Origin of the sequence: Paenibacillus taichungensis, assembly GCF_013359905.1 — a bacterium.
Lineage (GTDB): Bacteria > Bacillota > Bacilli > Paenibacillales > Paenibacillaceae > Paenibacillus > Paenibacillus taichungensis.
Window position 1 is genome coordinate 190,710 of sequence record NZ_JABMCC010000112.1, and the last position, 13,598, is coordinate 204,307.

General features: G+C 42.3%; 14 protein-coding genes. 5 read left to right on the forward strand and 9 right to left on the reverse strand.

What is annotated here, in order from left to right; genetic code table 11:
• Positions 1–19 precede the first annotated feature (19 nt).
• Positions 20–766, forward strand: coding sequence for an SDR family oxidoreductase (locus tag HP548_RS16915; protein WP_175382326.1), 747 nt, complete (start codon positions 20–22; stop codon positions 764–766).
• Between the two features lie 145 nt (positions 767–911).
• Here HP548_RS16915 and HP548_RS16920 read toward each other — a convergent pair whose 3' ends face one another.
• Positions 912–1,952: an NAD(P)-dependent alcohol dehydrogenase gene (locus HP548_RS16920; RefSeq protein ID WP_076289190.1), complete on the reverse strand. Its 1,041-nt coding sequence runs from the start codon at positions 1,950–1,952 to the stop codon at positions 912–914.
• Positions 1,953–2,132: 180 nt separating this feature from the next.
• Here HP548_RS16920 and HP548_RS16925 point away from each other — a divergent pair, with 180 nt between their 5' ends.
• Positions 2,133–2,546, forward strand: a complete 414-nt coding sequence (locus tag HP548_RS16925; RefSeq protein WP_076289189.1) for a MerR family transcriptional regulator — start codon at positions 2,133–2,135, stop codon at positions 2,544–2,546.
• 89 nt (positions 2,547–2,635) lie between these two features.
• On the opposite strand, the gene HP548_RS16930 is transcribed toward HP548_RS16925, so the two are convergent.
• From HP548_RS16930 to HP548_RS16945, 4 genes are all read right to left on the reverse strand, one after another.
• A complete protein-coding gene (locus HP548_RS16930; RefSeq protein ID WP_076289188.1) occupies positions 2,636–3,115 on the reverse strand; it encodes a DUF6530 family protein in 480 nt (159 codons plus the stop codon).
• Positions 3,116–3,218: 103 nt separating this feature from the next.
• Positions 3,219–3,578, reverse strand: a complete 360-nt coding sequence (locus HP548_RS16935) for a GIY-YIG nuclease family protein (protein ID WP_099856189.1) — start codon at positions 3,576–3,578, stop codon at positions 3,219–3,221.
• Between the two features lie 35 nt (positions 3,579–3,613).
• A complete protein-coding gene (locus HP548_RS16940; RefSeq protein ID WP_175382327.1) occupies positions 3,614–4,825 on the reverse strand; it encodes an MFS transporter in 1,212 nt (403 codons plus the stop codon).
• Positions 4,826–5,249: 424 nt separating this feature from the next.
• Positions 5,250–6,470: an MFS transporter gene (locus HP548_RS16945; protein ID WP_175382328.1), complete on the reverse strand. Its 1,221-nt coding sequence runs from the start codon at positions 6,468–6,470 to the stop codon at positions 5,250–5,252.
• A 233-nt stretch (positions 6,471–6,703) separates the two neighbouring features.
• On the opposite strand from HP548_RS16945, the gene HP548_RS16950 reads away from it, so the two are divergent.
• Entirely contained in the window at positions 6,704–7,567 is an 864-nt protein-coding gene (locus HP548_RS16950) for an AraC family transcriptional regulator (RefSeq protein ID WP_099856195.1), read from the forward strand.
• A 96-nt stretch (positions 7,568–7,663) separates the two neighbouring features.
• Here HP548_RS16950 and HP548_RS16955 read toward each other — a convergent pair whose 3' ends face one another.
• Positions 7,664–8,563: a cation diffusion facilitator family transporter gene (locus HP548_RS16955; protein WP_163760503.1), complete on the reverse strand. Its 900-nt coding sequence runs from the start codon at positions 8,561–8,563 to the stop codon at positions 7,664–7,666.
• Between the two features lie 297 nt (positions 8,564–8,860).
• On the opposite strand from HP548_RS16955, the gene HP548_RS16960 reads away from it, so the two are divergent.
• Both HP548_RS16960 and HP548_RS16965 read left to right on the forward strand, forming a co-directional pair.
• Positions 8,861–9,400 carry a GNAT family N-acetyltransferase gene (locus tag HP548_RS16960; RefSeq protein ID WP_175382329.1) on the forward strand — a complete coding sequence of 180 codons (540 nt, stop codon included), beginning with the start codon at positions 8,861–8,863 and terminating at the stop codon, positions 9,398–9,400.
• A gap of 22 nt (positions 9,401–9,422) precedes the next feature.
• Positions 9,423–10,241 carry a MerR family transcriptional regulator gene (locus HP548_RS16965; protein ID WP_175382330.1) on the forward strand — a complete coding sequence of 273 codons (819 nt, stop codon included), beginning with the start codon at positions 9,423–9,425 and terminating at the stop codon, positions 10,239–10,241.
• Between the two features lie 154 nt (positions 10,242–10,395).
• On the opposite strand, the gene HP548_RS16970 is transcribed toward HP548_RS16965, so the two are convergent.
• The 3 genes from HP548_RS16970 to HP548_RS16980 form a co-directional block, all read right to left on the reverse strand.
• Positions 10,396–11,268 (reverse strand): YitT family protein, encoded by an 873-nt coding sequence (locus tag HP548_RS16970; RefSeq protein WP_076289180.1) that lies wholly within the window; start codon positions 11,266–11,268, stop codon positions 10,396–10,398.
• Positions 11,269–11,379: 111 nt separating this feature from the next.
• Complete coding sequence (locus HP548_RS16975; RefSeq protein ID WP_175382331.1) at positions 11,380–12,507, reverse strand: Ger(x)C family spore germination protein; 1,128 nt, start codon at positions 12,505–12,507, stop codon at positions 11,380–11,382.
• Complete coding sequence (locus tag HP548_RS16980; protein ID WP_076289178.1) at positions 12,504–13,598, reverse strand: GerAB/ArcD/ProY family transporter; 1,095 nt, start codon at positions 13,596–13,598, stop codon at positions 12,504–12,506. Before HP548_RS16980 ends, HP548_RS16975 begins: the two co-directional genes overlap by 4 nt.

A 13,598-nucleotide genomic window follows, 5' to 3' on the forward strand; every position in this document is an offset into this window, starting at 1 on the left:
GAAAGGAATGAAATTGAATATGTCTAATATTGCGGGTAAAGTTGTAATTCTTACGGGAGCATCCAGTGGGATTGGAGAAGCTACCGCGAAAGTTCTTGCTTCGAAAGGAGCCAAGCTGGTATTGGCAGCTCGCCGGGAAGAACGTTTAGTACAATTGCAAAGAGAAATTCAGAACAATGGTGGTCACGCTATTATCAAACCAACAGATGTGACTTCACATACTCAAATGGAAGATTTGGCTGAATATGCACTAAGCGAATTTGAAAAAATTGATGTTCTAATCAACAATGCAGGAATCATGCCTCAAGCCTTTCTTTTCAAGAAAAAAGTTGATGAATGGGACAATATGATCGATGTAAACATTAAGGGTGTCCTCTATGCTATTGCAGCAGTTCTTCCGTCCATGAGAGAACAGAAATCAGGTCATATTTTGAACCTTTCCTCTGTTGCCGGACATAACATTTATCCAGGTGGAACTGTATACTGTGGAACGAAACATGCCGTCACAGCCATCTCCGAAGGCTTGCGCCAGGAAGAAGCCATGAGCGGCACAAATATCAGAGTCACCAATATTTCTCCAGGCGCTGTCAGCAGCGAGTTACTGGAAACGACAAGTGATCCTGAGTCCAAAGCAGGCCTAGATGAGTTCTACAAATCCGCTATTAATGCAGATAACATCGCACGTGCAATCGCATTTGCAATTGAGCAACCATCGGATGTAGCGATTAATGAAATGATTATTCGCCCAACGGTTCAAGTGGGTTAATGGTATGATTCTCGATATTTTGATAAATTCGTCGTATCATTAATACAACAGAAAATCCAATCGCAATGTTATGAGCGATTGGATTTTCTGTTTTTATAGTTGCAGTTCAAATGGTAAAGGCCCATACAATCTATTATAAAACAATTTAAATTGTGCTAGTGTCAATTACGAATCTGTACTTCACATCTGAAGCTAATACACGTTGGTATGCCTCGTCAATTTGGTCAGCTGAAATGACTTCGATCATAGGAACGATACTATGTTCTGCACAGAAATCAAGCATTTCCTGAGTCTCACGGATGCCCCCGATCATTGAACCTGCAAATGAGCGACGGTGACCGATAAGGGACATCACGTTCACTGCCAACGGCTCTCCAGGAGCACCCACATTTACCAGCGTGCCATCCAGTGTGAGCAGTGAGAAATAAGCATTGATGTCGATATTTGCACTTACCGTGTTAATAATCAGATCAAAAGACCCGGCGAGTTTTGCGAACGTATCAGGTTCACTTGTGGCATAGTAATGATCTGCCCCGAATTGCAAACCATCCTCTTTTTTCTTCAATGATTGTGATAGAACAGTTACTTCTGCGCCCATGGCATGTGCAATTTTGACAGCCATATGACCCAGTCCACCCAGACCTACAACCGCTACTTTTTTACCTGGTCCCGCTCCCCAATGATTTAGCGGCGAGTATGTTGTAATACCTGCACATAGTAGAGGGGCAGCGACATCCAGCTCGATGTTGTCCGGAATACGAACGATGAACTCTTCGGTTACGACAATGTGAGTGGAGTACCCACCTTGTGTAGGTTCGCCGTACTTATCGACACCCGCGTAGGTAGGAACATTTCCTTTGAGACAGTACTGCTCTTCTCCTTGGCGGCAGTTCTCACATTCGCCACAGGAATCAACCATGCACCCCACCCCTACTCGGTCACCAACTTTGTACTTTGAAACTTCGGCTCCTACATCGGTGACAATTCCTGCAATCTCATGTCCAGGTACGAGCGGATAGTTTACGGGACCCCATTCGCCGTGAGCAGTATGGATGTCAGAGTGGCAAATACCGGCATATTTAATCTCGATCAGAACATCGTGCAAATCCAGATCGCGTCGTTTAATCTCAGCCGCCCGGAATGATTGGTCCGGACCGTCAACAGCTCGTGCTTTAGCAGTTATCATCATAAAACCTCCTAAGATTGTCATTCTTCCTTTTCTCTTGCAAAACTATCTTAATCCCTCTAGTTAACTCTAGGTCAAATGTCTTTTGAGATTTTTGACATCCTACAACCTGCATGGTAAAATCCCAAAAGAAATTAGAGTTAGCTCGAAGTCTATATTAGTACGAAAAGGGGAACATAAATGACATATTCAATTAGCGAAGTTGCTAAAGAATTGAATCTAACCGTATATACATTGCGTTACTACGATAAGGAAGGACTCATGCCCTTTGTAGAACGCACCCCTGGCGGAGCTCGAAACTTCAAAGAATCAGACATTGATTTTTTAAAGATCATTCAATGTCTGAAATCTACCGGCATGCCGATCAAGGATATCAAAGATTTTATTGCATGGTGTTCCGAGGGTGACTCCACCTTGCAGGAGCGATATGACATGTTTACCGAACGCAAGGCTAGTGTAGAAGCACAAATGGAAGAACTTAGAAAGACCATGGAAGTTATTGAACATAAACGTGCATATTACAGGACTGCTCTCGATGCTGGAACGGAAGAGATTCATAAAAGCAATCGAATGGGGAACTTCATTGCTAACTAAAATCGTTATATTTAACTCACAAAAAAGAACCTAAACGTCAGACGTTTAGGTTCTTTTTGTTCAATCCACTTTAGCTTGACGTTATATCGTTAATAACCCATATCCTTTAATATCTTGGATAATGTACGCAAACGCTCGCCGATCATTTCATCGTCATCGCTCAGAGCTTGGCTGAACAGTTTAATATCTTCATTTATTCTCTCATTGTCCGTACAGATCTCCACGGACATTGCATCCCCTTGTAGGCCAACACGATCGATGACAGGCTGCTCTGGGTCATATAAATTCTCATATCTATAGGCCTCACGAAAATGTTCCAAAGACCGACAGATCAGAATGGACAAATCCAGCACGCGATGGAGAGGCAGTTCCTCAGATTGTCTGGACCACTTTTCTCCGGTATATCTCCATACTTTGGCTGAAATATCAACCTTTCCTCTATCGTTCCACTGGGCCAATCCCAGGGAAAGACCTTTTGCGTCCGTGTTTCCGGCCATACGGCCGTCAACCTTTTCATAATTATCCGATACGACAACAGGTTTATGTTTTAACGTTGTAGGTATTTTCAATTTATTCCCTCATTCCGTTTACCTTTTTTACTAATTTACTAAACGACGGTTTCATCTTATCTTGATTTTAACCGTTAGTCAAATCAGTTTCCTGTTACATGATTTAATTCTTTGGCGGTCTATTATAGCCCTTGTCTCCGTAAGGCTGTAACTTCTGAAACCACGGCTTCAGGATTTGTTTTTGTTCCCAACGTATATCCGTCACCTTATCGATGTCCTTCTGTTCCAGTACCTCATAAGTGAATGCCTCTTCTCCAAATTCTCTCCATTCTTTTTGCAACTCGGCATTTGCAAATCTTCCTTGATCCAGCTGCATCTGCAGAGTAAACCATTTGTTTTTCAAGTTGGGATAGCTGTCGATATAGATTTTTCCGTTTACTTTGTTTTTAATTTGAGCTACGCCCATATACGTCTTGATCTGCTTATATTCCTCCAGTAGCTCCCTGCGCTTATTCATATCCATGTTTCTCTCTCCTTATCGTTTCAATTCTCTTTCCGTCATAGTGATGGAGTTCCCTCGGCAACTTTATTTCTTCTTTCAATGACAATAGGGAGCAATAGTAGCGCACCAATAATCACAAAAACACCACTCGCTATAAATACACTAAGCAGGGAAAACGTATCCTTGAGATACCCGGAGGTAAGCATGCCAACCACCATCATTCCCATAAAAATCGGCATGATCGCTCCGGACACCCGGCCAATAAATGCTCCTTCCGTATTCCGCACAAGAAGCGTCTGAATTCCACCTTGAATACACGGGAAGAACAAACCACTAATTACGAGCAGAATAATGGTTAACCAAATTTGTGTTGATGCGCCCATGCCAACCGTACAGATTGCATTAACAAGTAAACCGACTAGAAGCAATAACTGTGGCTTCACCTTTTTAGCGATTGCGATGATCACTGCACCTCCGACCAACATGGCCGCCCCATTCGCCATCACCAGCCATTGCAAGAACTCTTTATCCTGACCCAAATTTTCAATGACAAGAAAGAGCTGAAGCGGCTGAGTCAATCCTGATGCCAAACCAACTGCCGAAAAGGTTAATCCCAGTGTTCTCAAGGATTTATTCGCCCCGATATAACGCAGGCCATCCGTGAGCTCTTTAACGAAGCCGCCACGATTCCCTGATTTCTCCTCCTCTACATCTCGGGGAAGCGATAATAATACAAGCGAAGAGCCCAGAAACATGACCGCTGTCAGGATGAGGGATACGCTAATGCCAAACTTAATGAAAATAAACGTGCCGATGACTGGCCCCAAAACCATAAAGACAGCAACAAGCGTTTGGGACATCGCCATAACACCCTGCAATTGTTCGGCTGGTACATGCCGTTTGTACAGTTTCATCGCGGAAGGCTGAGAAAACTGTGACAAACTGGCAGAAACGAAAGATCCAATCAGAAGTGCAATCCATCCACCATTTATGACTGCAAGCAATACAACGGCAACGGACAAACCTGATAATAAATCGCTCCATACCATTGTTTTTTTCGGCCGCCATCGATCGGCAAAGGTACCGCCAATCAGACCAAATATAAAGATCGGTGAAAATTCCGCTACCGAAATCAATGAAATATCAACCGGATTATTATGCGTCAATTCGGAAACATAAAGAAGCACCGCATAATTCCGGATCCAAATTCCGAGCTGCAAGAGCACCCGGGAAAGGATAATTGTTCGAACATATGGATTGGCAAACATGTTAATACCCCATATCCTTTAAGATTTTTGCTAACGTTCGCAGCCTTTCAGTATTCATTCCATCATAAAGCAACTGCTTCTTTCATTTTTATTCCTCCTATTCCCCAACTTTTGATTTAGTAATTTACTAAATTACTAATTTACTAAATCACGGCTTCATTCTATACAGGATACCTTCCTTCGTCAACCGTTTTTTTGAATTCTTCCTTTTCAATTCTGCTTTTGAACAAAAAGTGATCCATGGGAAAAAGGTTCTGTTCAGCTTAATTTCACAATAATTTTTGTGCTAGAAATGTATCCAAAAAAACAAAAAAAGCCGCTAAATTAGCGGCTTTCCGTGCTCGAACATGTATGATTATGTCGTTTCAATTGCCTACTCAATGAAGTCACACTTGTGGACCAGAGAATCAGACTTCAGGGGCTACTAATTAGGACTTGGAATCGAATAATCTACTTTAGGAGCAGTGGCTCCCTCCGGCTTTAATTGAATGGACCGCTGGCAGATCGCTGTGATCACAAAAGCCATCAGAGCTAATATCACAGCTACTGGTGGCACCCAGTTTACACCACCTAAATTGACAGCAAGCCCGCCAATTCCGGAACCGAGTGCTATCCCTACGTTTGCTGCCACGGGTAGCAATGTGGACGCAAACGGTCTGGAATTCGGCGCGATCGCTCCGGAGACGTCGAACAGATAGAGCTGGGACGCTGCGCTCATGGATGATGACAGGCAACCGATCAGGAACAGGAACGCCAAGCCCAACCACAGGTGAGACACGGTGAAGCTAAGTCCCAGAAAGATTGCAGCTTGAATGACGAAAAGCCATTTGAGCTTGGGCAAGAAATCTCCTTTGGCTATTTTGGCACCGACCCAGTTGCTCAGTATGCTGCAGGCTCCGTAGATGAGGAGTACAACGCTAATCCAACGTGCAGATACACCCATGGAGTTCCCCAGCAAAGGAGTAATATAAGTGAAAATCACAAAAATACAACTGTTTCCAAGAACCGGAATCAAGCAGGCCAGCAATATGCGCGGCTTCATAAATAGCGCCATCTGATCACTGAATGAACCCGCAATGGTCGTCGTTTGTCGCGGAAGAATCCGGAACATGAATATGAATGGCACAACCCCAATGCCTGCTGTAACAACAAACGTCATGGACCAGTTCAGATGCTGTCCGATGAAGGTTCCGAGCGGAACGCCAAGCACATTGGCAATGGAAAATCCACCCAGTATCCAGGCAATCGCTTCCCCTCTCCGTTCCCGGTTAACTGCATCGCTTGCAATCGAGATCGAAAGCGATATCGTAAGTCCGCATGCTACGGCTGAAACGATCCGAATAACCATCAAGGAATAGAACGTCGTTGAGAAAATGGTAAGTACGTTCAAGGCAAGCACGACTGCAAACCCGATTAAAATGGAGTTTCTTCGGGGAATTTTGGCCAAGAAAGCAACGGCAAACGGTGTTCCGATCGCATAGGCAATAGCAAAGCCGGATACGAGCGCGCCTGCGGCAGCCAGCGACACTTTCATATAAGTTTCGATTTCCTTCAATACGCCCACAATTACGTATTCGGTTGTTCCCAATACAAAGCTAACCAATGTAAGTGTTAAAATAAGTAAATTTTCTCTTTTTCTAGTCAAAAATAAGCCCTCACATTTCTCTCTAATGTTGCAAACGTTTCATTTTCTTAAATGGATTCCTTTCTTAACAGATTTTGCTTTCACATCCCTTCAATTCGATATATAGTACATATTATTGAATAGTGAAATTGTACTGTCAGACATGCTAAGCGACAATCAAGGTTGTTGTGATCTTCATCCAAAACATTATGTATGTTGTCATTTCACCATAGAATCTTGAAGGGAAGACATTAATGAATACACGCCATGAGCCAGACCGACTGCATGAAGATCAAGATTGCATTATTATTTATGTAGGGAAGTTGGCAGATAATCCTCATTGGAGTTTTCCTACCCATAAGCATGACGATTTGCATGAGATTATTTATGTTAATGAGGGACAGGGCTCGTTCACGATTGATGGGACAAAGCACTCGGCTCAAAAGGGAGATGTTCTTGTATACAATAAGGGAACACTTCACGAAGAAAGATCGGACCCGGAATTCCCTTTATCCACCTTTTATTGCGGCTTTCGTTTCAAAGAGGGTACTCGTGTCAACAATGATTGGGTTGTTCCACCTGGTAGTGATCCAGTTGTTCGTGCCAATCGTTATTCCGAAGAGATCCGTTCGTTAATGCAGACCATGTTCAATGAATTTTCAATCCGGGAAGAAGGATACAACTCTATCTCTCATCATCTGCTGAATGCCGTTTTGCTGATTATCAATCGCATGTCTCACCATCAGCGCACAGCAAATGAGATCGTTCGAAGCAATACCCTCGCTGAAAGTATCAAAGATTATCTGGACACGAATTATCGTCAAAATATTAAGCTGAAAGACTTGGCTGATCAATTCCATATCGACTTCTATTACTTGATTCATATGTATAAAAATTGCTACGGTACCTCCCCTTATCATTACCTCATTCAGCGGAGAATGGGAGAAGCGACCCGATTGTTGGTTTCAACCAAGAAAAAAGTATGGGAAATTTCCAAATTGGTTGGGTACGAGAACCCAAACTACTTTACGATTCTATTTACCAAAACAGTCGGTGAATCTCCGAGAAGTTTCCGCAAAAGAAACCAAAAAGACATGTTCGGTGACCCTTCCAACTAAAAAACAGGCAGCCTGAGGGCTACCTGTTTGGTCATGCGTCAATAAGAGTATGTCCATGTTTATTGGCAAGTCCTTATATTTGCCACTCATGTTTTATCATTGAAGTGCTTCGTTAGGGGCTTCATCCGAGTCTGGTTCAACATGAACATGGACAGTGTATACCTCATGTTCCCTTAACAATTCGTCTTCTACATTTGTTGAAATATCATGAGCTTTCTGAAGATCCAAATCCGATCGTACCAGAATTACCACATCGACAACGGCATTATTACCGTAATTCCGGGCTCTTAAGTCTTTTACCGCCTCTACGCCATCTACACTGGCAATTGTACTCCTGTATTCCTTGATTAGCTCTTCGTCAAATCCATCCGTAAGATGGTGTGTTGCTTCACGAAAAATGTCCCAAGCGGTTTTACATATTAGAAAGCCCACTGCTACAGCTGTTAATGGGTCAAGCCATGGTAGGCCGAATTGTGAACCAATAATCCCTATAACTGTCCCTATACTAACCCAGGCATCAGAAATATTATCTTTTGCAGCCGCCATAACCGCCTGGCTCTTGATCTTCAAAGCAAGTCTCTTGTTATATCTGTATACGAGATACATCACAGCGGCACATAAAATGCCTGTCCAGGCTGCCATGATGTCCGGAGATTCGCTTTTCCCCTGGAAGACGGATGTAATCGCTCCGTAAAGCACTTGCAGCCCAACTACCATCATTATGAAAGACGCAACCAGTGAGGCAACGGTCTCTGCTTTCCAATGTCCGTATGTATGATCTTTATCAGCAGGTCGTTGAGCAAGTCTCAGACCGATAAGAACCGCGATCGAAGCTATAATATCGGTAGCATTGTTCAACCCATCGGCTTTTAAAGCTTCAGAATTAGACATATAACCGATAATCATTTTGATTGCAGTCAAACAAATATAAGCAATAATACTGATAATTGCTCCCTTTTCACCTAGTTTTAAGTTGTCATACTTTATTTGCTCCACGAAACGTAATCCCCCTGATCCCAACTGTTTTCTAGCACTTTACGATGGTATCATCACGATGTTGTGTGGGTCTAGAGAAACGTTTTGAACCAAGTAAAACAATGTCTGTACAACGAAAGAGTTTGACCTCGGCCAAAAAAAGTTGCGATAAGTAAACTTTTAGATATTGTGAATCGCCCCCCTTCTCCAGTTACGGTCTGCCCCACCTTTTCCGCCATATGGCTTGACTCTGGTATCGTACCAGGGTTTATCGTGATGTATAACAAATATGGCTTTACAAATCAGGAGTGGATGAAGATGATGTTGCAAAAACAGTTTGACCAAGTGTTTAAAATTATGAAGCAATCGTTTCCCGCAGCCGAATATCGGGAATATTCAGAACAGAAGAAGCTGCTGTCCCACTCATGCTATCGCCTTCTTACAGAGGAAAATGAGCAGAATGAAGTGATTGGCTTTCTCGCAGGCTGGGAGTTCGAGTCGTTCAGATATGTTGAGCATTTGGCTGTCTCTCCGAACATTCGTGGAGGCGGCATAGGCAAGCGATTAATGGAGCGTTTCATGAACCAGTCAGACAAGCCGGTTATATTGGAAGTTGAATTGCCAGAAGATGAGCTGAAGCGGAGAAGGATTGGATTTTATGAGCGCCTGGGATTCTGCCTGGGAGATCATTCTTATGTTCAGCCACCCCTTCGTGCTGTAAGTCAGCAAACCTTACCTTTACAGATCATGAGTTATCCGGCAAAGTTGACCCCGACACAATTTGAAATGGTGAGAAAATTGCTGTATAAGGAAGTGTATGGCGCGACTTCAGCATACGCGCACGCATATAATAGCTAAATGCAAACGAGGAAGAAAACCGATGAAAAACGATTATAAAATCAATGAAATCTCGAAGCTTTACGGAATAGGTGTTGACGCGCTGCGTTATTACGAAAAATTAGGATTGCTCGTGCCTCGGCGAGACGGAAACGGATATCGTCTGTACAGCCTTCAAGATATGTATAAGCTGAACATCATCCGGGACCTGCGCCAGTTGAATTTTACCATGCAACAGATCAAAGCCTATTTAGATCAGCAAAGTGTCGAAAATACACTTGAACTGTTATTAACTGAACAGGAACTGATTAAGGAACAAATAGCCAAACTCGAAACTACCCAGCGTATTATTCAAGGCAGAATCAAGGTGTTAACTGATACCAGCAAAATTCAGACAGGAGTTTTCTGTATCAAAACGTATCCTGACCGGCCGTGTCTGCAGCTCAATACACGCATAACTCGGGATGAGGAGATGGATTATGCCATTAAAAAGCTGCATCAAAAACATAAAAGTCATATTCCGGACTTTGGAAACCAATTATATGGTGCATCCGTGTCGCTTGAGGAACTAAAACATGGCGTGAAGGATGTTTTTAACTCCGTCTTCTTTATCTTCGATCCTGACGAAGCCAGAACGATCGATTACGATTACATGCTGCCAGCTGGTGAGTATCTTTCCCTTTTTTATCGGGGTAACTACCGTCAAAGTTATGAAAAAATGCTTGAGGTCGTTGCTTATGCGAATGAAAAAGGGCTCTGTGTAATGGGGGATCCTTTTGAAATCTATGAAATTGATAATCGTGATACGATCATTACCGCGCAATTTCTGACCGAAATACAGTTGCGGATTGTCAAAGAATGATAAACTCCTTAAGGTAGAAGTTATTGGATACGACGACTTGATACTATAACTTCTACCTTTATAACAAAAAAAGCCGCTAAATTATTAGCGACTTTTTTATGTTAGTATGTTAAATCCTTTTCTCTGCGACAGTAACTCCAGCTCATTGTAGTGATTAGTGAATATCTTTCTTTTTGAAATTGCCGCCCTTCACTTCGGCTACGTCATACACTACAATAAACGCGTTGGGATCAATTTCGTGAATGATATCCTTGATTTTGCTTTCTTCCATACGGTTGATTACACAGGTAATCTCTTTGAATTGTTCATTGGAATAACCACCGTAAGCATCGGTATAAGTTGCTCCACGACCTAATCGGTCACGAATGGTTTCGACCATGATTTCTGGTTGATTGGTGATAATTTTAAAGGTTTTGGAGCCGCTCAAACCTTCTTCAACGATATGTATCACTTTGGAAGCGATGTAATATGCAAGTGCGGACAAGATCGCCCCTTGCAGACCAAATACAGTTGATACGACAATAAAGACAAACATGTTCAAGAATAAGATTAGATCACTGGTTCCAAAAGGTAATTTGCGTGAAAGCAGGACAGCCAACATATCGATTCCATCCAATGCCCCACCATTACGAAGCGCCAAACCCATACCAAAACCGATGATAATCCCGCCCACAACGGTAATTAATAGTGTATCCCCTTGAATAATCGTGGGTACATGGTGCATAAGGCTTGTACCCACAGCTAGCGAGGCAATACCGATAATGGAGTAAATAGCAAAGCTCTTACCTATTTGTTTGTAGCCTAACCATACAAATGGAATGTTGATGATACCAATCAGCATCCCTAACGGTAAACCAAACAGTTGTGAGCCAACGATACTAAGACCTGTCACACCACCGTCTGATACATTGTTTGGAATTAATACGGCTTCCAGTCCATACGAGGTGATAAAAGCCCCGATCATAATCAATAATACTTTGGAGATGATTTTCAGTTTGTTCGATTTTTGCACGTTCCTTTGATTCATTCCTTTTCCCCCTTGGACAATTAACCGATAAAAAATAGTCTATAATAAATATCACTATTTTGGCAAATTAATAATCTTTATTAGCAGGACTGCTTCTGTTGATTGTATCAATTACTCCACAGCTCCAGTGGCGCCGATTCGAAGATCAACTTCCACATCAAAATCAGCTCGGGATAGTTCTTGCCCCCAGTTAGACTGCGCTTCCTTATATAAGGGGTATTGATATGCCCTGGCATAAAATCCAAACCCGAAAGGATCAATTTCATAGTCCTGGCACTTTTTGATGAGCGCCTCAATGTTTTTTTTCATTTCCTTACTCAATTTATTTTCCATTTTCTCAGAATTTTCCAAAAGTTCAAATTCAAGAAACTTTTCAGTTATAATAATGATCGACTTTACTTTAATTTTGTATTGAAATCTGCCATTTTCATAAAAGGATTTAGTTTTTACGGAAATATCGCCTAAAGAAAAACTCACCTTGTCGATGTTAAAGGGCAATGTTTGTTGTAGGTCATCAACCTGAAAAGTTAAACTGACCCCTGGCTCAGCTTGATTTTTCAAAATATGAAGAAGTGACGTTTCCTGATAAGACAGAGAAGTTCTGTATTGCCCTTTTTGGGATAAAAGAGTCGTTCCTTTTAGCATAATCTTGTTATTTTCGATCTTGATCTCCGAGATGGAAGGCGTCATCGCTCGGTCATTCAATTGTCTATGCAGCTCCTGCGCGGTTGTTTTCACAGTAGCTGAACTTCTACTGCCTGAATCCACAATCGCTTTTACAAATAAAGGTAACGGCGGTTGGTCTTTTGCTTGAAACTGAAAAATATCCGCAATAGAACCATCAAAAGCAACGATGCGATCGGTAATCGTATTCCGAGGATCACGGAATGTAACATCAAGGACTTTAAACCAATCCTTATATTGAAGCAATTGGTTTCCTATAATAATTACTTGATAATTACGTCCCGCAAGCGAACCCGGAAATTGGGCATCCTGCTGATTCCTCGACTGCCTTAAACCTTCTGCTATTCCTCCCCCTTCCCGGCTTTTCTTTTGAATGTCTTTACTGAATACAGGTGCAGATATATAATAATGGAGCTTTTTATCTACGACATCCAAACCAAGAGCCAATGGAACCGTTGCATCTTCTAAATTGGTTTTGTCGTTGGAGCAACCTGTGAGCGCAGCCAATAAAATACAAAACAGACTCGAGATCATGAATTTTACGCCCCATTTCATAAGTCTCGCCCCCGTCCCATCTTTTTGCGGATCGCTACATACAGAAGAATGCCCGCAGGCAGAGCAAACTCCATCATAAATCCAATGTAATTAAGTGAATAGTTTATTTGGGCTGATTCAATAAAGCTAGGCCGATAGAGGAAAAAGCTAAGTTCAATGACAACACACCACACTGCAAGGTGGTATCTTTCCTGACCCTTTCCCACCAGCGATGCAGAGCACTTCGACACCAGATACATGGAGGGAATCCATATGCATGAGAACACAAACAGATAAAATGCAATAAATAGCACTTCCACCCGCTCTATAAACTGGAATTCAATGGACTTCATAATGCTAATCACCGGGTCGTTATACTCCCCGATCTCATCTGGGCTAAAATACACGTAACAAATCAGCGTGATTCCCAAGTAAACCATGCAAGTAAGCGTGTTTGATATCATCATGGCAGGCAATGCCTTTTCTTTGTTAACTAGATGGGGATAGAGAAACAAAACTAAACCGATGCCAAGCATCGGATAGATCATAAATTTTATGGATGAAAGAACCGGAAACCATCCCTCTTTAAAGATGGGCAGTAAATAGAGCCAATGGGCATGACTCAGCGTAGATACATAAATGAACGGAATCCAAACGGAGAGCATCGTGACAATTTCACTATACCGGCCAATCGCCTGGAAACCATGTTGCGCAATCTGAAATGTGGGTATGAGCAGCAGCAGGACTAGAATATAGATATATGTGCTCGGCAATAACCATAATTTAATGACAAGTGAAGCAACCATATAACCGTCATATGCCAGAAGCAAATAATAGGCCATAAATATAAAAGCAGCCATTTTTGCTGCCCACACGCCAATATAACGCTGAATCAATTCTAGTATTGAGCTGTTTGGATTATATCTCATCACCTTGACGATCGCTATGGAGGCCAACGTCGCCAGTCCCCAGCCCAAGAAAATCACTAGCCAACCATCCGTCCCCGCATGTCTTGCGAGTTCTCTTGGAAGAGACAAAAAAGCAACGCTGATTTGGAAAGTAGAAATAATAAGAATGAATTGAAGCATAGTTACCGGACGAAAAGTCTTCAT